The organism is Streptomyces sp. NPDC030991, assembly GCF_055571235.1.
In genome coordinates, this window is sequence record NZ_JBVIFR010000013.1 from 14736 (window position 1) to 34256 (window position 19521).

The window sequence follows — 19521 nt, forward strand, 5'->3', positions numbered from 1 at the left end:
TCCCGCCGCCGCCACAACCGGCCCGTACCGTTCATGGCGAACGTCACGTCCCGCCGGTCCACGCGGCCGTCTGCTGAGTCTCGTACAGAAACTCACCTGCGCGCCCTCCGTATCCTGACGGTATGAGGCGCACTTCCTTTGCCGACTGGCCCTGCTCCATCGCCCGCACCATGGATCTCCTCGGGGACTGGTGGACGCCGCTGGTGCTGCGCGAGGCGTTCTACGGCATCACCCGCTTCGACGGCTTCCAGCAGGAGCTCGGCATCGCCCGCACCACCCTCGCCGAGCGGCTGCGCCGGCTCGTCGACGCGGGGCTGATGGAGAAGCGCGCCTACCAGACGGAGCCGGTGCGCCACGACTACGTCCTCACCGAGATGGGCCGTGACTTCTTCGGGGTACTCGCCGCCATGAACGCGTGGGGCAACCGCTGGCTCTCCGGCGAGGTGGGCCCGCCCGTTGTCTTCGAGCACGACCGCTGCGGTCACCGCGCCGAGGCCGCCGTCGTGTGCGCCGGGTGCGGGGAGCCGATGACGGCCGACGACACCCGGCCCCGGACGGGTCCCGGCTACCCGAAGCGGCTCGCCGAGCGCCCCGACATCCGCGACCGCTTCTCCCGGTGACCCGGGCCGCCCCGCTCGGGCGTCCCTCTTGACGTAGTGAGTCCATCTACGAAACTCTCGTGGTCAGAGCTGCTGTTCCGGGCTGCTCGTGGGTTGTTGGTATGGGTCGTGACAGAGAGGTGGGCCACGATGGAGTGGACGGGCGCGCGGTACGCGGACACCCCGACCGTCGAGGTGCGGCGCACGATCGGGGCGCCGCCGCCGCGCGTGTGGGAGCTGGTGACGGACATCGCTCTGATGCCGCGCCTCAGCGAGGAGCTCCAGTCGGTCCGATGGGTGGGGGAGGCGACGGGCCCGGCGGTGGGCGCGCGGTTCGTCGGCCGCAGCCGGCACGACGCGTTCGGCTCCTGGGAGACCACGTCGTACGTCGTGGAGTGCGCCGCCCCCCGGGTGTTCGCCTGGGCGGTCTCGGACGTGCAACGCCCCAGCGCCCTCTGGCGGTTCACGCTCGACGAGCTGGAGGACGGGACGACGGAGCTGACCCAGTGGATGCGGCTCGGCCCCGGGCGTTCCGGGCTCTCGCCCGCCATCGACCGGATGCCGGAGAAGGAACAGAAGATCGTCTTCGTGCGGCTCCGGGAGTTCGAGCGGAACATGGGCCGGACCCTCGACGCCCTGAAGGCGCTGGCCGAAGGGGCGGCGCTCTGATGCGTACCGCGACGACAATCGAGGCCTCCGGCGGCAACTGGCGCGAGAGCGTCGACTTCGTGACCGAGGCCGAGAAGCTCGGCATGGACATCTGCTGGGTCGCCGAGGCCTGGGGCTCCGAAGCCCCGTCCGCGCTCGGCTACCTGGCGGCGCGCACCGAACGCATCCTGCTCGGCTCCGGCATCATCCAGCTCGCCACCCGCACACCGGTCGCCATCGCCCGCGCCGCGATCACCCTCTCCACCCTCTCCGAGGGCCGCTTCCTGCTCGGCCTCGGGCCGTCCGGCCCCCAGGTGATCGAGGGCCTGCACGGGGTGCCGTTCGCCCGGCCGCTGGCGCGGATGCGGGAGACGGTGGAGATCGTGCGGATGGCGGTGGCGGGCGACAAACTGGCTTACGAGGGTGGGGAGTTCACGATTCCGCTGCCCGGCGGCGACGCGAGGCCCATGCGGCTCTCGATGCGCGCGGAGCACGAACTCCCCGTCTACCTGGCCACGTTGTCCCCGAAGATGCTCCGGCTGACCGGCGAGGTGGCCGACGGCTGGCTCGGCACCAGCTTCGTGCCCGAAGGAGCCGGCGCGGCCTACTTCGACCACCTCGACGCCGGGCTCGCCGCGGCCGGCCGGACCCGCGCCGACCTCGACGTCTGCCAGGGCGCCGAGGTGAACTTCGCGGAGGACGAGGAGTCCCTGCGGGCCGTCGTCGCGAGCCGCAAGAAGGAACTCGCCTTCAGCCTCGGCGGCATGGGCTCCGCCTCGACCAACTTCTACAACCAGGCCTACAGCAGGCAGGGCTGGGCCGAGGTGGCCGCCGCCGTCCGGGAGCGCTGGCAGTCCGGCGACCGGGACGGGGCCGCAGAACTGGTCACCGACGACATGGTCCTCGCGACCACGCTCATCGGCACCGAGCCCATGGTGCGGGCCCGCCTGAAGGTGTGGCGGGACGCCGGGGTCGACACCGTCCGCCTCTACCCGGCGGGCGACACCCTCGCCGAGCGGCTCGCGACGCTCGGCCGGGCCATCGATCTCGTACGGGACGTGGACCGGGCGGCCGCCGGCTGAGCGGCCCCGGCGTCAGCGCGGCGTCGCGAGCCGCAGCGTGGCGCCGGGGGCGGGCCGCGGGGTGACGGTGTCGGGCTCCCCGCTCCACCAGTCCATGTCGCCCTCGATGCGCCGCAGGAGGATGCCCTCACGGATCGCCCACGGGCAGATGGTGAGTTCGCGGACGTCCATCAGCTTCATCGCCGTGTGGCCGACGAGCGCCCCGGCAAGGGACTGAGTGGCGCGAGGGGCCGAGATGCCGGGCAGTTCGGCCCGGCGCGCGGCGGGTAGCGCCGCCAGCTCCCCGACGGCGGAGCGCAGCGCCTTGCGGGTCAGCGCCCGGTCGACGAACGGACCGTGCCGGCCGGCGGGCGCCCCGCACAACCGGGCCAGCTGCGTGAACGTACGGGAGGTGGCGGTCATCGTGACCGGGCCCTCCCAGCGGACCCGTGCCGCGACGTCCCGCAACTGATGGCGGACGTGACGGCGCAGCTCCTTGAGGGCCGCTTCCGTGGGCACGCCCATGCCGGGCAGATGCTCGCGGGTCAGCCGCCGGGCCCCGAGCGGCAGCGAGATCGCGAAGTCCGGCAACCGGCCCCGCCCGAAAGCCACTTCGAGCGTGCCGCCCCCGATGTCGAGGACGCCGAGGGGCCCGGCCCGCCAGCCCATCCAGCGCCGCGCCGCGAGGAACGTCAGCTCCGCCTCCACCTCACCGGGCAGTACCCGCAGCCGCGCGCCCGTGCCCTCCTCCACCGCGCGCAGCACCTCGTCCCGGTTGGGCGCGTCGCGCACGATCGCCGTGGCGAAGGCGAACGGCTCCTCGCTGCCCCACCGTTCGGCCTCCCGGTACGCGGCCCCGACCGACTCGACGATCCGGTCCACGGCGCGCGGCCCGAGTCTTCGGTCGCCGCCCACCTCTTCGGAGAGGCGCAGTCTGCGTTTGGCCGTGTGCACCGGCAGGGGCGCGCCGTCCCGCGCGTCCGCGACCGCCAGGCGCACGGTGTTCGATCCGACATCCATCACACTGATCCGCATGATCGTTCGGGTACCCGGATGGCGCACCGGTCAAAGCCGGACCGGTGCGCCCATCGCGGCGAGTATCCAACTCCGGGACTCCGCCGGGTCGATGACCGCGTCGATCTCGAGAGCGGCCGCCGCGTTCACCGCCTTGCCCCGGGCGTACAGTTCGGCGACCCTCGCCTCGAAGGCCCGCTCCCGCTCGGCCGGATCGGCGATCGCCGCCAGCTCGCGCCGGTAGCCGAGCCGGACCGCGCCCTCCAGTCCCATGCCGCCGAACTCGCCGCTCGGCCAGGCCGCCGTCGCGAGCGGCGCCCGCGTCGAACCGCCCATCATCGCCATCGCGCCGAGCCCGTACGCCTTGCGCAGCACGAGGCAGACCAGCGGCACCGTCAGCCGCGCGCCCGCGACGAAGAGATCCGCGAACTGCCGCACCGTGGCGGTGCGTTCGGCCTCCGGGCCGACCATGAACCCGGGAGTGTCGCAGAGCGATACGACCGGCAGCCCGAACGCCTCGCACAGGCGCAGGAACCGTGCGGCCTTGTCGGCGCCGTCCCGGTCGACGGCCCCGCCCAGATGCGCGGGGTTGTTCGCGATCAGCCCCATCGGGCGGCCCTCGATCCGGACCAGGGACGTGATGACGCCGGGGCCGAAGCCGCGGCGCAGTTCGAGTACGGAGTCCGTGTCGGCGAGCCCGGAGACCGCGGCGCGGACGTCGTAGGCGCGCCGCCGGTTCTCCGGCACCGCATGCCGCAGCAGCCGCTGGTCCGGCGCCTCCCAGCCGGCCGGCGCGCCGTGGAAGTAGGACAGGTACGCGCGGGCCGCCCGCACCGCCGCCGCCTCGTCGGCCACGGGCAGATCGACGACCCCGTTCGGCACCTGCACGGAGAGCGGGCCGATGTCCTCCGGCCGGTGGACACCGAGACCGCCGCCCTCGATCATCGCGGGGCCACCCATCCCGATGGTCGCCTCGGGGGTCGCGATGACCACGTCGCAGCAGCCGAGCAGCGCCGCGTTCCCCGCGAAGCACCGGCCCGACGCGATCCCGACCAGGGGCACCCGGCCGCTGAGACGCGCCATCTGATGGAACGTCATGACATTGAGGCCCGCGACCGACGTGGTGTCCGTGTCGCCCGGCCGCCCGCCGCCGCCCTCCGCGAACAGCACGACGGGCAGGCCGCGCCGGTCCGCCACGCGCAGCATCCGGTCGGTCTTGCGATGGTTGTTGAGGCCCTGCGTCCCGGCGAGCACGGTGTAGTCGTACGACATCGCGACCACCGGCGCGCCGCCGATCAGACCGGTGCCGGTGACCATGCCGTCCGCGGGCGTCGTCCGGATCAGCTCCTCCAGCGGCCTGCGCTGCCGCTGCGCCGCCACCGCGAGCGCCCCGAACTCGGTGAACGAGCCCGGGTCGCAGAGGTCCTCGATGTTCTCGCGGGCCGTGCGGCGCCCGGCCGCGTGCCGCTTGGCGACCGCCTCGGGACGGTGCTCGTCCAGCCCGAACGCGTGCCGGGCGCGCGACTCCGCGAGATCGGCGCGCACCGCGTCCGGGTCGGCGCCGACGGCCGCGGCCTGCAGCGCGGGCCCCTCGTCGGTCACGTCGAGCAGGACCAGGACGGCCCCCTCCGTGACGGTCTGCCCGACCGCCGCGGCGACCGCGCGTACGACACCGGCGTGCTCGGCGCGCACGACGTGCTCCATCTTCATGGCTTCGAGGACCACCAGCGCGGCGCCCGCGGCCACCGCCCGGCCCGGTGTCACCTCGACCGCCACCACGGTGCCGCTCATCGGGGCCGGCACCGCGCCCGCGACGGCGACGGGCCTCACGGGTTCGGCCGGGGCGCTCTCGGCGATGTGCCGCGCGACGAAGCCGGTGTCGATGCCTCCCGCCGTGAACCCTGGGTGGTCAAGTACCGTACGCAGCAGGGCGATCGACGTGTGTACGCCGTCGACCGTGAATTCGTCCAGCGCCCGTCGCGCCCGCGCGCACGCCGCCTCGAAGGTGCCGCCCGGCGCATGGACCACGACCTTGGCGAGCAGCGAGTCGTAGCGCGTTCCGATCTCCGCACCGGTCCGTGCCGCCGTGTCCACGCGGACGCCGGGGCCCGTCGGGACGTCGAACCGCACGATCCGCCCGGCGGAGGGACGCACCTCCCCGTCCACCGCCGTGACCTCCGCGTTCACCCGCACCTGCACGGCGAAACCACGGGGCGCGGGCGGCTCGCCGGCCAGGCCGAGATCGGCGAGGCGCGCACCGGTCGCGATCCGCAGCTGCGTCGCGACCAGATCGACGCCGGTCACCTCCTCCGTCACGGTGTGCTCCACCTGGAGCCGCGGATTCGCCTCGATGAACACGAACTCATCGCCCCTGACCAGGAATTCGACCGTGCCGAGCCCCTGGTGACCCGCGGCCCGGGCCAGTCGCAGCGCGCTGTCGAGCAGCCGGTCCCGCAGAGCCGGGTCGAGCGCGGGCGCCGGAGCGATCTCGATCAGCTTCTGATGACGGCGCTGCGCGCTGCAGTCCCGCTCCCACAGATGCCCGACACCGCCGTGGCTGTCGGCGACGATCTGCACCTCGATGTGGCGGGCGCCCTCCCATAGCCGCTCCACGTACAAGTCCCCCCGCCCGAAGGCCGATCGGGCCTCCGAGCGGCACCGCTCCCACGCCTCCGCCAGCTCCGGGGACGTGCGCACCACCCGCATCCCGCGGCCGCCGCCCCCGCCCAGCGCCTTCACCATCACCGGGCCGTCCGCGAGGAACGCCCGCGCCTGCTCCAGGCTCGCTCCGCCCTCCGTGCCCTCCAGCACCGGCACCCCCGCCCCGGCCGCGAGAGCGCGGGCCCGCGCCTTGTCCCCGAAGAGCTCCAGCACCTCGGGCGGCGGACCGACGAAGACGACTCCCGCCTCGGCGCAGGCCCGCGCGAGCGCCGCCGACTCGCTGAGGAAACCGTAGCCAGGGTGCAGATACACGCACCCGGCCCGGCGCGCGGCGGCCACGAGCGCCGCCGCGTCGAGGTACCCGCCGGCCGCCAACGGCACCGCCTCGTCGGCGAGTCGGGCATGCGCCTCGTCGCCCGGCTCGTGCACCGCCACGGCCCGCAGCCCCAGCTCGGCGGCGGCGCGCAGCACCCGTACGGCGATCTCCCCGCGATTGGCGACGAGTACGGCGGCAGACCCCATGAGCCCCTCCGGAACGTGCGTGGTCGGGGTCGACATGCTCATTGACACTGACGTCAACGTCAATACTCTGGCGCTGTGGCACGCAAGCGGCAGGAGCGGCAGGAGTGGGCGACCCGCACCGCCCGGGACCGGACCGGCGCACCGGCGCGCGGGCGGCTGCTCGACGCGGCGGAGGAGGTCTTCGGGCGGCTCGGGTACGCGCCCACGACCATCGCCGACATCACCGCGCGGGCGCGGATCTCGCGGGCCGGCTTCTACGTGTACTTCGCGTCGAAGGAGGAGGTGTTCCGGGTCCTCGCGGCGCGCGTACGCGACGCGTTCCTCGCGGCACAGGAAGTACCCGGCGTCGACCCCGACGACGTGGCCGCGGTCGCGGGTGCCTCCACCGCCGCGTTCATCGCCGCCTACGCCCGCCATCTCCCGCTGCTCGCCCTGCTCGAACAGCAGGCCCGCACCGATGACGAGGTGCGCGCGCTGTGGGAGGAGATCCGGGAGCGGCCGGTGCGGCGCGCGGCCCGCTATGTGCGCCGCGTCGCGGAGGAGGGGCGGGCCCGCCCCGTCGTCGACCCGCTCACGCTGGCCCGGGCCGTCGGCGGCATGAGCGTGGAGTTCGCGCGGCTCGTGGCCGGGCGGCCGGCGGCGTACGACGGAGCGGTACGGGACGTCACCGCCATGTACCTGCACCTCCTCGGCGTCGGCGCGGCACGCTCCGGGCCGCTCAGGAGGACGGCGCCGAGCGCTCCAGCCACACGCACGCCGCCCGCGCCGTGAACTCCTCCTGGCCGCCCTTGAACAGCAGGTCGACCGTGGTGAACGCGGGGTCGTCCGCCTGCGCAGCGACGTACGGCAGCGCGATGCACCGCATGCCCGCCGCGTGCGCCGCGACGGCCCCCGGCGCCGCGTCCTCCAGGACCACGCAGTGCGCCGGGGCCGCGCCGAGGCGGCGGGCCGCCTCCAGGAACACGTCGGGGGCCGGCTTGCCGTGCTCGACCTCGTCCGCCGACACGTACCGCGTCAGCCACGCCCCGAGACCGGTGCCGCCCAGGATCGCCTCGATGGCCTCCGGCGACGAACCCGACGCCACGATCATCGGTACGCCCGCCGTGTGCAGCCGCTCCACGAACAGCCGCATCTGCGGGAAGACGTGGGTGTCGGCGCGGGCCAGATCCAGGTAGCGGGCGTTCAGGTCGTCGAGCAGCTCGTGCGCCGGGGCGTCGATGCCGTACTTCTGCCGCCAGATCCCGACGCTCTCCAGCGTCGAGATGCCGACGTACGTCTCGTGGTCGGCCCAGGTGAAGTCCGTGACGCCGTAGCGGGCCAGGGTGGCGAGCGACGCCCGGTAGTAGTTGGGCTCGCTGTCGACGAGAGTGCCGTCGAGGTCGAAGACGACCGCCGTGGCTCCGAAGCGGTACGGGGAGTCGTGGTGCGAGGCGTTCATGCCGTCCAGCATGCAGGACGGCGGGCCCACGGCGCGCGCCGCTCAGCCGCGCTCCGCCGCCGCTCGCCCGATCGCCTCGACCAGCGGCAGCAGCCGGTGCGGGACCCGCTCGCGCAGCGCGACCTCGGTGCGGGTGCGGACCACGCCGGGCAGCCGGTTGAGCTGCTGGACCACGTCCTCCAGATGACCGGCGTCGCGCGCCGCCACCCGGGCCAGCAGATCGCCGCCGCCGGTGGTGGAGTGCGCCTCGATGATCTCGGGCACCTGCGCGAGCGCGTCCCCGACCTCGCTGAGGTGGCCCTGCGTCACCTCGATGTGGACGAAGGCGAGGACCGGATGGCCGAGGGCGGCGGGGGAGAGGGACGGCGCCACGCTCGTGATCACACCGTCCCGTTCGAGCCGGTCGAGCCGCGCCTGGAGCGTGCCGCGGGCGACACCGAGGATGCGGGCGTACTCACGGACGCTGGTCCGCGGCTGCTCCAGGAGCAGCCGCAGGATGCGGGTGTCGAGCTGGTCCACGGCCATGGGGGTGCGCGTCCCTTTCGGTTCGGTCCTCGATCTGGGGCCGACCGTACCAATGGCCCAGTCGTGGCGCCCACCCCTGGGCCAGTTGTCTCCTCCGGGCAGGGCAGACGGCTCCGCCCCGAGGCCGTTGCCCTGTGTGCGGCCGTGTCAGCCCGGCGGCCCGGGCAGCCCGACGAAATCACCGTCGTGATGGACCAGCGGGCCGGCCTCCGTGACCCGTCCGGCCCGCACCACGAGCCCGATGACCAGGGCGTGGTCGCCGACCGGCCGGAAGCTGACCGGAGCGAGGACGAACCGGGCCAGCACCCCGTCCAGCGCGGGCAGCCCCAGAGGGTCCCGGTGCCAGGAGGTGGCCGCCCCGAACCGGGCGGGGCGCGGGCCCGCGAAGGTCCGCGCCACCTCCTCCTGCCCCGCCGCGAGAAGCTGCACCATCACCCGGGCCGCGCCGCGCACCGCGCTCCAGGACGCCGAGCGCAGACCGACCGTGAACGACATCAGCGGCGGATCGAGGGAGAGCGAGGCCAGGGACGTCACACAGAACCCGGCGGGCGGCTCACCGCCGACCGTGACCACGGCGACGCCCTTGGCATGCCGGCGCAGAACGGACCGTACGAGGTCGGGCTCGGCCGGTTCGGCAGCCGCCGCGGGGGCCGGCCGGGAGGTCGCTTCGGTCCGGCTCACGCGGCGCCCTCCCGCGGCGCGGCAGCCACGCGGGCCCGCACCTCCTCGGCGTGCGGCGACGCGTCGGCGGAGCCGTACGCCGCGCAATGTGCGTGCCAGTCCGCGAGGCCCCCGCTCTCGTCGTCCAGGGCGAAACGGCTGACACCCCGGAGGTACAGCAGCTCCGGGTCCGCGCCGTGGTCGAGGGCCGCGACGGCGCGGTCCAGGTCGGCGACGGCCCGCCGGTGCTCGCCCAGGGACTGCAGCGCCACGGCCCGGTTGGCCCGCAGCTCGGCGTCGTCGGTGAGCGCGAGCGCGGCGTCCAGGTCGTCGACGGCGTCTTCGGCCCGGCCCGCCTCGAAGGCGAGCACGGCCCGGTTGGCCCAGGCCGCCACGTAGCGCGCGTCGGCCCGCAGAGCTGCCGAGTAACTGTCGTACGCGGCCTCGCTGTCGCCCAGTTCCGAGTACAACGCGCCTTGCGCGGCGAGGAGTTGCGGGTGTGCGGGCGCCAGGGCGAGGCCGTGCCCGATGTCGGCGCGGGCCTTGTCGAAGTCGCCGCGGGCCAGCCGCAGATCGGCCCGGTGCACCAGCGAGTCCACATGGTCCGGGTCGAGGTCGAGGGCATGGTCGAGGTCCCGCAGCGCGCCCGCGTCGTCGCCCAGCTCGCGCAGCAGGTCCGCCCGGTTGAAGTGTGCCTCGTAGAAGGGCGGGGTCAGCCGGATCGCCGTCGCGTAGTCGGCGAGCGCCGCACGGGGCTCACCGAGGGCCCGGTGCTGGGCGGCCCGCTCGAAGTAGTAGTCCCCGTAGTCCGGGTCGCGGCGGATCACCTCGTCGTAGTCGGCGAGCGAGGCGGCGTGGTCGCGCCGGGCGCCCCGCACCTGGGCCCGGTTGTACAACAGGACGGAGCGGTGCAGGAGTTGCTCGTCCGGGCCGAAGTCGGCGTCGGTGATCGCCATCGCCTCGTCGACCAGGGCGAGAGAGCCGTCGACGTTGCCGCGGTGCAGTTCGACCAGGGCGCGCGCGTTGCGCATGAACGCCCGCACCAGCACCCGCTTGTGCGGGTCGGGGTGCACGTCGGCCAGGGAGATGGCCGTGTTCACCCAGGCCAGCGCCCGGTCCTCGTCGTGGTCGTCCTTGGGCAGGAACCGGGTGTACAGCATCGCCATGAGGTAGGCGGTGCCCATGTGGACGTCGGGCGAGGTGGAGCCGCGCCGCATCTGCTCGAAGTAGGCGAAGGCGTCGGCCCCGCGCCCCAGGTAGCAGAGGCAGGCACCGATCTTGTGCGTCAGGTTCCAGTACGTACGGGAGGGCGCGGAGTCGTCGAGCAGGGCGCGTCCGCGTCGCGCGAGGTCGATCACCGCTTCGTAGAACCCCTTGTCGAAGCAGGCGTTGACGGCCTCGACGATCGCGGCGACGCCCTCGCCGGCAGGATCGGTGCCGTGCTCCAGGTGGTAGGGGATCGCGGCGAGTCGCAGCGTCGGCTCGTCCCGCCCGGCGAGCAGCGCGGCGCGCGCGGAGTGCCGGCGCGCCCGCTCGTCGGCGGGCAGCGCGTCGTAGGCGCGGCGCAGCCGGGGATCCTCCCCTGCGCCGTCGATGTCGATGTACAGCTGGGCGAGGTCGGTGTCCGGCAACAGCGCGGCGTCGACGACGGGGAGACGGGCCGTCCGGTGGGTGTGTGCGGTCAGGGCGCGGCCGAGCGGATCGGAGGCGGCCCCCGCGCCGTCCACGACCACGGTCAGCACGGCCGGGTCGCAGCGCCGCAGCAGCACGGCCACGAGATCGCGGTCCGTGGGGTCCGCGTCGTCCAGACCGCGGAAGGCGAGCGTCAGACCGCCGGGGTGGGCGGAGCGCGCCCAGTCCATGAGGAGTTCGGCGACACCGTGGGCGATGCGCAGCGCCCGGCTCGCCGGATAGAAGCGGGTGCGCTCCGTGGCCCCGGCGAGGTTGGTGAGGGTCTGCGGCGGTGTCGGCACGATCGCCATCAGCTCCGGGGCGATCGCCTCCACCTCGGCGGCGCGCGCGGCGGCCACCAACTGGCTGTCCCGCGCGACCAGTTGGGGGACGGCCTGGTGCAGAAGGAAGTGGGCGGCGGTGAACGGGCCGCGTAACCGGCGGTGGCAGCGCACCTGCCACTGCGCCGGGGGAGGTGCTCCGGCGTCCGTGACCTCGGAGGCGGCATCCAGCCACCAGTGCCGGGTCGACACACGGGTCGGGTGAGCGGTCATGTCAGGGCTCCTTGCGGTGCGGTGGTCCGGGACCGGCCGCGCCGGTCCCGCAGGGTGACGTGGACGAGCAGCCCGAGCTGAAGCCCGGACAGGGCGATGAAACCGGCCGCGTCCACCAGATCCCAGAACGGGGTGTCCGCGCCGCTCAGCCGGCCGGTGACCGTCGACCAGAAATGCAGCGCGGTCGGCAGCCCCGCCCAGGCGAGCGAGGCGAGCGAGAACCCGTACCCGGCGACGAGCAGCGGCGCGTACCAGCGCGCCACGGCGTGATCGCGCGCGGACCACGCGGTGTCCGGCACGGGCGGCTTCCGGCGCAGCGCCTTCCGCAGCCCGGTGCGCAGCCTGAACCGCGTGGCGTTCTGAAGATCGGTGCAGCGGGCCGCGGTCGTCACCACGTAATAGAGGTCCGTTTCCAAATAGAACAGGAATTGCCAGATGAGGCGCAGGACACAGGTGAAGGCGACAGCGAGGCAGAGTTTGTGAATCCAGGACGGAATTCCGTGCCCGTCGAGAACGAGCGACAGAAGGGTGAGTCCGCACATCAGGATGACATCTGCCAGCATGCCCGCGCAGAACGGAAGATAGCGTTTCCGGCGCTCGACACTGAGCAGGGAGTCGAGCCGGGTCTCGGCGACCAGGTAGTAGAGCCTGCGCCCGAGTCCGAGCGTCGAGGGGAGCCCGAGGCGGCGCCCGGCGAGTGCGTGGAACGCCTCGTGGACGACGATGCAGGGGATCGCGACGGCGAAGACGATGATCGGGATCAGCGACACGTAGTGCGTGAAGAACACATGGTGGTACGAGGGCCGCAGCCCGGGATCGCGCACCATCGCGGTCACCGCTGCCGCCACCAGGGCGCCGTAGGCGAGCCACGCGGGCCAGGAGAACAGCAGCCGCGCGAACCACTGCCAGCGCACCGTCGGCTGCTCCACGACGGCGTCGCCGGTGCGCAGAAAACCCAGCTCGGCAAGGGTCTCCAGGAAGTCGTCCAGGTCGAGGGGTGACCCGTAGGTGCGCTCGAACCAGGCGGTGACCTCCTCGGCCGGCGCCCCGTCGGCGAACATCTGCAGGGCCTGTGCGCCCTCTTCGGGGAACACCGCGTAGGAGCCGGTGTCGGGCCGGCCGACCATCACGCCGTCGTCCTCGGCCACCATGGTGAGCCGGTGCAGAGATACGGTCGCGCCCATCAGGCGCACCTCCCTGAGGAAGGCCGGAGCCGGACCCCGAAGGCGGTCCGGCTCCGGCCGGTGGCGGAGCGGATTACGCGGCGTCGCCGCAGAGGTAGTAGCAGGCGGTGGTCAGACGGATCGGACCGGCCTTGCGGACGGAAATCTTCTTCATGGCATTTCCCCCTTCCGGGGCATTGGAGTTCTGCGAATTTCCGGAATCGCTGTTGGGTAACCAGCATTGGCGCCCGCAATCCGGCCTGTCAACGGGGAACAGAACCATCCGGTAATTATTTTCCGGCGGGTATGTGCGGCTGTTTTCGGGCAGCGCGAAGCGGCACTCCGGGCACGGAAAAAGAAATTCAGGAACTACCTGAGAAAAGGTGAGAAATGATCAGGCGGGCGGACGGCTGCCGTCGACAGCCGTACCGCCCGCCTCAGCGGAGCGCTCTGCGCACCATCCGTACCTCCCGCACGGTCCCCGTTGTTCCGGCCTCGGCCGGACGTACCGCAGCGTACGGATCGAAGGGCCGTGGCGTTCAGCCGCCGGCGCTCAGCGCCGGCCCGTGACGCCGGGCCCCGACGCGGTGGAGCCGCGCACCACCAGTTCGGGCATGAACACGAACTCGGTGTGCGGCGCGGGTGTGCCGCCGATCTCCTCCAGGACCGCGCGGACCGCCGCCCGGCCCATCGCCTGCACGGGCTTGCGCACCGTGGTCAGCGGCGGATCGGTGAAGGCGATCAGCGGCGAGTCGTCGAACCCGACCACCGAGATGTCGTCGGGGACCTCCAGGCCGCGCTGGCGGGCCGCCCGGATCGCGCCGAGCGCCATCATGTCGCTGGCGCAGACGACAGCCGTACAGCCGCGGTCCAGCAGATCGGACGCCGCGGCCTGACCCCCCTCCAAGGTGTAGAGGGAGTGCTGGACGAGGTCGCGCTCCACCTCGCCAGGAGAGAGGCCGAGGCGCTCCTGCATCGAGCGCACGAAGCCCTCGATCTTCCGCTGCACCGGCACGAACCGCTTCGGGCCGAGCGCGAGGCCGATACGGCTGTGGCCCAGCGAGGCGAGGTGCGTGACGGCCAGCTGCATCGCGGCCCGGTCGTCCGGCGAGATGAAGGGGGCCCGCACCTTCGGCGAGAACCCGTCGACGAGCACGAACGGCACGCCCTGCGCGCGCAGCCGCTCGTAGCGCTCGGGGTCCGCGGTGGTGTCGGCGTGCAGTCCGGAGACGTAGATGATGCCGGTGACGCCCCGGTCGACGAGCATCTCGGTGAGCTCGTCCTCGGTGGAGCCGCCGGGGGTCTGGGTGGCCAGGACCGGTGTGTAGCCCTCGCGGGTCAGCGCCTGCCCGATGGTCTGGGCGAGGGCCGGGAAGATCGGGTTCTCCAGCTCCGGGGTGATCAGGCCGACCAGGCCCTCGCTGCGCTGCCGCAGCCGCACGGGCCGCTCGTAGCCGAGCACGTCCAGGGCGGCGAGCACCGACTGGCGGGTGGCCGACGCGACGCCCGGCTTGCCGTTGAGGACGCGGCTGACCGTGGCCTCGCTGACGCCCGCCTGTGCCGCGATGTCGGCGAGGCGCGCGGTCACGGGTGGGGCCTTGGCCGGTCGCCGGGCAGCCTGTGCGGGCAGCTGCGTCATCGCACTCCTTGAGGGGACATCCTGCTGGCAAGGGTCCTGATGATCCCCGCGCTGCCACCCCGTGGCAAGAGCTTGCAGAGCCTTGCACGGTGATCTAACGGTGAATAATCGGTCATAAGTCCCCACATTCGTCCGTTCTTTGTGGGTCACGAAGCGATAACTCGCCACGGTGGCTGCAAATTTTTGCTGCAAGGTCTTTCGCCGGGCTTGCCGCGCTGTTACGTTCACGTCGCCCGGCGGCGGCGACGGCGCGGTCGGCAAGTGGGCCGGAGGAGCGGACGGGACCTCTCCTCACCCACTCACGGGCATTCACCCTCTAGGAGATCTCATGCGGCGTGGCATAGCGGCCACCGCGGTGGTGGCGTCCCTCGCACTCGCGGCGACGGCGTGTGGCGGAAGCGACGACGACGGCGGCAAGGCCTCGGGCCCGACCACCATCACGTGGTGGGACACGTCGAACGCCACCAACGAGGCGCCCACGTACAAGGCGTTGGTCAAGGACTTCGAGAAGGCCAACCCCGACGTCAAGGTCAAGTACGTCAACGTCCCCTTCGACCAGGCGCAGAACAAGTTCGACACCGCGGCCGGCGCCAGCGGCGCCCCGGACGTGCTGCGCGCCGAGGTCGGCTGGACCCCCGCGTTCGCGAAGAAGAGCTACCTGCTGCCGCTGGACGGCACCGAGGCCCTCGCGGAGCAGGACACGTTCCAGGCGAGCCTGATCAAGCAGGCACAGTTCGACGGCAAGACCTACGGTGTGCCGCTGGTCACCGACACCCTCGCGCTCGTCTACAACAAGGCGCTCTTCGAGAAGGCGGGCGTCACGAAGGCGCCCACCACCTGGGCCGAGCTGAAGTCGGCCGCCGCCAAGGTCAAGGAGAAGACCGGCGCCGACGGCTACTGGGGCTCCACGGCCGGCTACTACGCCCAGCCGTTCCTGTTCGGCGAGGGCACCGACACCGTCGACGCCTCGGGCAAGAAGATCACCATCGCCTCCGCCGAGGCCAAGAAGGGCCTGACCGCCTGGCAGGGCCTGTTCGACGGCAAGGGCCTGCACAAGGCCGACGCCACCGCCGACGCGTACGCCCACATCCAGGACGCGTTCGTCAACGGCAAGGTCGCCTCGATCATCCAGGGGCCGTGGGAGATCACGAACTTCTACAAGGGCGCGGCGTTCAAGGACAAGGCCAACCTCGGCATCGCCACCGTCCCGGCCGGCTCGACCGGCAAGGCGGGTGCCCCGACCGGCGGCCACAACCTCTCCGTCTACGCGGGCTCCGACAAGGCCCACCAGAGCGCGTCGCTGAAGTTCGTGAAGTGGATGACCTCGGCGAAGACGCAGGAGCAGATCGCCCTGAAGAACTCGACGCTGCCGACGCGCGCGGACGCGTACACCGCGAAGGTCACCGCCGACCCGGGCATCGCCGGCTACCAGAAGGTGCTGCCCGCCGCCCGGCCGCGCCCCGAGCTGCCTGAGTACAGCTCGCTGTGGACGCCGATGGACCAGGAGCTGCCGAAGGTCGCCACCGGCAAGGAGTCCCTCGACAAGGGCCTGGGCAACGTGGGGACCGCGTTCGCCAAGCTCGTGCCCGACTTCGCCAAGTGACGTCACTCTCCTTGTAGTTCGGCCGGTCCGCGCCCCGAAGGGGGAGGGCGCGGGCCGGCGTCGACCTGATCAGAAGGTGCTCCGCCATGACCATCGCCGTCGACCGACCGGCCACCAAAAGCCGTGAGCCGCGCCCAGGACCGTTCCGGCGCCTGAAGGACTCGTACCGCACGTACTGGTACGCGTACGTGATGATCGCCCCGGTCGTCGTCGTCCTCGGCGTGCTCGTCGGCTACCCGCTGCTGCGGGGCCTCTATCTGACGCTCACCGACGCCAACAGCCTCAACTCCGCCCGCACCATCGGCGTCAACCACATCGACGCCACCTACACCTTCGTCGGCCTCGACAACTACGCCGACATCCTGTGGGGCCCGGCCTCCTACGACCGCTTCTGGTCGCACTTCATCTGGACCATCGTCTGGACGGCGCTCTGTGTCGCCCTGCACTACGGCATCGGGCTCGGCCTCGCCCTGCTGCTCAACCAGAAGATGCGCGGACGCACCTTCTACCGGCTGATGCTGATTCTCCCGTGGGCGGTGCCCACCTTCGTCACCGTCTTCGCGTGGCGGATCATGCTCGCCGACTCCGGGATCATCAACGCGACGCTCGGCTCGCTCCACCTGCCCCAGCCCGCATGGCTGGAGGACCCCTTCTTCCAGAAGGCCGCCGCGATCCTCGTCAACACGTGGTGCGGTGTGCCGTTCATGATGATCTCGCTCCTCGGCGGTCTCCAGTCCATCGACGCCTCCCTGTACGAGGCCGCGGAGATGGACGGCGCGAGCGCCTGGCAGCAGTTCCGCCACATCACCCTGCCCGGCCTGCGCTCGGTCAGCTCCACGGTCGTCCTGCTCGGCGTGATCTGGACGTTCAACCAGTTCGCGATCATCTTCCTGCTGTTCGGCAACACCGCCCCCGACGCGCAGATCCTCGTGACCTGGGCCTACCGCCTCGGCTTCGGGCAGCAGCCGCGCGACTTCGCGCAGTCCGCCGCGTACGGCGTGCTGCTCCTGTCGATCCTCACCGTCTTCACGTCCTTCTACTACCGCTGGTTGAAGCGCAATGAGCAGCTCGCCGTCTGACGCCGCAGGAGCCCCCACCATGAGCACCACGACCGCCTCCGCACCGAAGGTCCCCGCGCAGCGCTCCACCCCGCCGGCGGCTCCGGCCGGGGCAGGCCGCGTGCGCCGGCGCGGCGAGCGGGGCCCGCTGGCGAGCGCCCTGTCGCACGGTGTCCTCACCGTCGCGAGCCTCATCGCCCTCTTCCCCATCGTGTGGCTCGTCTACCTGTCGATGGGGCCGGACAAGGACGACTACCTGCACCCCGGCGGCATCGCGGGCAAGGCGACGTTCGACAACTACGCGTACGTGCTCCAGCACACCGGCTTCTTCGACTGGATGAAGTCGACGCTGGTCGTCGCGCTCGGCACCACCCTCGTCGGCGTGCTGTTCGCGGCGACCACGGGGTACGCCGTCTCGCGGATGCGCTTCCCCGGTTACCGGCCGCTGATGTGGGTGCTGCTGCTCACCCAGGCGTTCCCCATCGCCGTCCTGATCGTGCCGATGTACGAGATCTTCTCCGAACTCGGCCTCATCGACAGCTACGTGGGCCTCATCCTGGTCAACTGCACGACGATCGTGCCGTATTGCACCTGGCTGATGAAGGGCTACTTCGACACGGTGCCCGTCGACATCGACGAGGCGGGCCGGATCGACGGCCTCTCGCCGTTCGGCACCTTCTGGCGGCTGATCCTGCCGCTCGCCAAGCCCGGCATCGCGGTCGCCGCGTTCTACGCCTTCATCACCGCGTTCGCCGAGGTCGCGTTCGCCTCCACCTTCCTGCTCGACGACTCGAAGTACACCTTCGCCGTCGGCCTGCAGAGCTTCGTCAGCGAGCACGACGCGCAGTGGAACCTCATGGCCGCCACCGCGGTGTTGATCGCCGTCCCCGTCACCGCCTTCTTCTACCTTGTCCAGAAGCACCTGGTCACCGGCCTGACGGCAGGCGGCACCAAGGGCTGAGACCCATCCGAACACCGACCAGTAGCCCGGCTCCTTTACGCAGCAAGGACACCATGACTCAGCACTCCACCGACGAGTCCCCGGCGTTCGCCACCACGACCCGTGAGACCACCGACTGGTGGCGCGACGCGGTCATCTATCAGGTCTACCCGCGCAGTTTCGCCGACAGCGACGGCGACGGCACCGGCGACCTCGAAGGCGTCCGCCGCCGCCTGCCCCACCTGCGCGACCTCGGCGTCGACGCGGTGTGGCTGTCGCCGTTCTACGCCTCCCCGCAGGCCGACGGCGGCTACGACGTCGCCGACTACCGGGCCGTCGACCCCATGTACGGCACGCTCCTCGACGCCGACGCCGTGATCCGCGACGCCCACGGGCTGGACCTGCGCGTCATCGTCGACCTCGTGCCGAACCACTCCTCCGACCAGCACGAGTGGTTCAAGCGCGCCGTCGCCGAAGGCCCCGGATCGCCGCTGCGCGACCGCTACCACTTCCGCCCCGGAAAGGGCGCGAACGGCGAACTCCCGCCCAACGACTGGGAGTCCATCTTCGGCGGCCCCGCCTGGACACGGCTGCCCGACGGCGAGTGGTACCTGCACCTCTTCGCGCCCGAGCAGCCCGACTTCAACTGGGACCACCCGGCCGTCGCCGACGAGTTCCGCTCCATCCTGCGGTTCTGGCTCGACATGGGCGTCGACGGCTTCCGCATCGACGTCGCCCACGGCCTCGTCAAGGCCGAGGGGCTGCCGGACCTCGGCGCGCACGACCAGCTGAAGCTGCTCGGCAACGACGTCATGCCCTTCTTCGACCAGGACGGCGTCCACGAGATCTACCGCTCCTGGCGCACGATCCTCGACGAGTACGACGGCGACAAGGTGTTCGTCGCCGAGGCGTGGACCCCGACCGTCGAGCGCACCGCCAACTACGTCCGCCCCGACGAACTGCACCAGGCGTTCAACTTCCAGTACCTGGGCGCCCCTTGGGACGCCGCCGAGCTGCGCCAGATCATCGACAGCTCCCTCGACGCGATGCGGCCGGTCGGCGCCCCCGCCACCTGGGTGCTCTCCAACCACGACGTCACCCGGCACGCCACCCGCTACGCCAACCCGCCGGGCGGCACCCAGATCCGCACCCCGGGCGACCGCGCGCTCGGCCTGCGCCGCGCCCGCGCCGCCACGCTGCTCATGCTGGCGCTGCCCGGCTCCGCCTACGTCTACCAGGGCGAGGAGCTCGGGCTGCCCGACGTCACCGACCTGCCCGACGAGGCACGCCAGGACCCGTCGTTCTTCCGCGCCCAGGGCCAGGACGGCTTCCGCGACGGCTGCCGGGTGCCGATCCCGTGGACCGTGGACGGGCCCTCGTACGGCTTCGGCGACGGCGGCAGCTGGCTCCCGCAGCCCGACGGCTGGGGCGCCCTCAGCGTCGAGGCGCAGACCGGCGACCCGGACTCGACCCTGGAGCTCTACCGCTCGGCCTTCGCCCTGCGCCGCGCCCAGCCGGGTCTCGGCGCCGGCGCCGAGGTGACGTGGCGCGACGACGTCCCCGCGGGCGTGCTCTTCTTCGAGCGGCCCGGGTTCGCGTGCACGGTCAACACGACCGGGGGCCCCGTCCGTGTGGACGCCCCCGGCCGGGTGCTGCTCTCCTCCACCCCGGTGACGGCCGAGGACGGCTCCGTCGAACTGCCCGCCGACACGACTGTGTGGTGGGAGACGGCCCGAGGCGCTGACCTCAGCTGACGCAGGAAGAA

The 19521-nt window shown here is 72.3% G+C and carries 16 protein-coding genes; 8 read left to right on the top strand and 8 right to left on the bottom strand.

Annotation, left to right across the window (positions count from 1 at the left end; translation table 11 throughout):
• Positions 1-122: 122 nt before the first annotated feature.
• The 3 genes from ACZ45E_RS23900 (at position 123) to ACZ45E_RS23910 (ending at position 2329) form a co-directional block, all read left to right on the top strand.
• The gene (locus tag ACZ45E_RS23900; protein ID WP_468223705.1) at positions 123-620 is read left to right on the top strand and encodes a winged helix-turn-helix transcriptional regulator; all 498 of its coding nucleotides are present in this window, start codon (positions 123-125) and stop codon (positions 618-620) included.
• Positions 621-749: 129 nt separating this feature from the next.
• Positions 750-1268 carry an SRPBCC family protein gene (locus ACZ45E_RS23905; protein WP_468224275.1) on the top strand — a complete coding sequence of 173 codons (519 nt, stop codon included), beginning with the start codon at positions 750-752 and terminating at the stop codon, positions 1266-1268.
• On the top strand, positions 1268-2329 hold the full coding sequence (locus tag ACZ45E_RS23910) for an LLM class flavin-dependent oxidoreductase (RefSeq protein WP_468223707.1): 1062 nt from the start codon (positions 1268-1270) through the stop codon (positions 2327-2329). The genes ACZ45E_RS23905 and ACZ45E_RS23910 overlap by 1 nt, the downstream gene beginning before the upstream one ends.
• A gap of 12 nt (positions 2330-2341) precedes the next feature.
• On the opposite strand, the gene ACZ45E_RS23915 is transcribed toward ACZ45E_RS23910, so the two are convergent.
• Positions 2342-3343: a Ppx/GppA family phosphatase gene (locus ACZ45E_RS23915; RefSeq protein ID WP_468223709.1), complete on the bottom strand. Its 1002-nt coding sequence runs from the start codon at positions 3341-3343 to the stop codon at positions 2342-2344.
• A 30-nt stretch (positions 3344-3373) separates the two neighbouring features.
• Positions 3374-6541, bottom strand: coding sequence for a carboxyl transferase domain-containing protein (locus ACZ45E_RS23920; protein WP_468223712.1), 3168 nt, complete (start codon positions 6539-6541; stop codon positions 3374-3376).
• Positions 6542-6580: 39 nt separating this feature from the next.
• On the opposite strand from ACZ45E_RS23920, the gene ACZ45E_RS23925 reads away from it, so the two are divergent.
• Entirely contained in the window at positions 6581-7276 is a 696-nt protein-coding gene (locus tag ACZ45E_RS23925; RefSeq protein WP_468223714.1) for a TetR/AcrR family transcriptional regulator, read from the top strand.
• Here the strand turns inward: ACZ45E_RS23925 and ACZ45E_RS23930 are convergent.
• From ACZ45E_RS23930 to ACZ45E_RS23955, 6 genes are all read right to left on the bottom strand, one after another.
• On the bottom strand, positions 7224-7943 hold the full coding sequence (locus ACZ45E_RS23930; RefSeq protein WP_468223717.1) for an HAD family hydrolase: 720 nt from the start codon (positions 7941-7943) through the stop codon (positions 7224-7226). The two genes, ACZ45E_RS23925 and ACZ45E_RS23930, sit on opposite strands and share 53 nt — an antisense overlap.
• 42 nt (positions 7944-7985) lie before the next feature.
• Complete coding sequence (locus ACZ45E_RS23935; protein ID WP_468223718.1) at positions 7986-8468, bottom strand: Lrp/AsnC family transcriptional regulator; 483 nt, start codon at positions 8466-8468, stop codon at positions 7986-7988.
• Between the two features lie 147 nt (positions 8469-8615).
• Complete coding sequence (locus ACZ45E_RS23940) at positions 8616-9149, bottom strand: flavin reductase family protein (RefSeq protein WP_468223721.1); 534 nt, start codon at positions 9147-9149, stop codon at positions 8616-8618.
• A complete protein-coding gene (locus tag ACZ45E_RS23945; RefSeq protein WP_468223723.1) occupies positions 9146-11353 on the bottom strand; it encodes a tetratricopeptide repeat protein in 2208 nt (735 codons plus the stop codon). Before ACZ45E_RS23945 ends, ACZ45E_RS23940 begins: the two co-directional genes overlap by 4 nt.
• Complete coding sequence (locus ACZ45E_RS23950; protein WP_468223725.1) at positions 11350-12537, bottom strand: hypothetical protein; 1188 nt, start codon at positions 12535-12537, stop codon at positions 11350-11352. The genes ACZ45E_RS23945 and ACZ45E_RS23950 overlap by 4 nt, the downstream gene beginning before the upstream one ends.
• 532 nt (positions 12538-13069) lie before the next feature.
• Positions 13070-14104 carry a LacI family DNA-binding transcriptional regulator gene (locus ACZ45E_RS23955; protein ID WP_468224278.1) on the bottom strand — a complete coding sequence of 345 codons (1035 nt, stop codon included), beginning with the start codon at positions 14102-14104 and terminating at the stop codon, positions 13070-13072.
• 379 nt (positions 14105-14483) lie between these two features.
• On the opposite strand from ACZ45E_RS23955, the gene ACZ45E_RS23960 reads away from it, so the two are divergent.
• The 4 genes from ACZ45E_RS23960 (at position 14484) to ACZ45E_RS23975 (ending at position 19510) form a co-directional block, all read left to right on the top strand.
• Positions 14484-15758, top strand: a complete 1275-nt coding sequence (locus ACZ45E_RS23960) for an extracellular solute-binding protein (protein ID WP_468223728.1) — start codon at positions 14484-14486, stop codon at positions 15756-15758.
• 86 nt (positions 15759-15844) lie between these two features.
• Complete coding sequence (locus tag ACZ45E_RS23965) at positions 15845-16837, top strand: carbohydrate ABC transporter permease (protein WP_468223730.1); 993 nt, start codon at positions 15845-15847, stop codon at positions 16835-16837.
• A gap of 19 nt (positions 16838-16856) precedes the next feature.
• Positions 16857-17777: a sugar ABC transporter permease gene (locus ACZ45E_RS23970; RefSeq protein WP_468223732.1), complete on the top strand. Its 921-nt coding sequence runs from the start codon at positions 16857-16859 to the stop codon at positions 17775-17777.
• Positions 17778-17830: 53 nt separating this feature from the next.
• Positions 17831-19510, top strand: coding sequence for a glycoside hydrolase family 13 protein (locus tag ACZ45E_RS23975; protein ID WP_468223734.1), 1680 nt, complete (start codon positions 17831-17833; stop codon positions 19508-19510).
• The last annotated feature ends 11 nt before the right edge of the window (positions 19511-19521 follow it).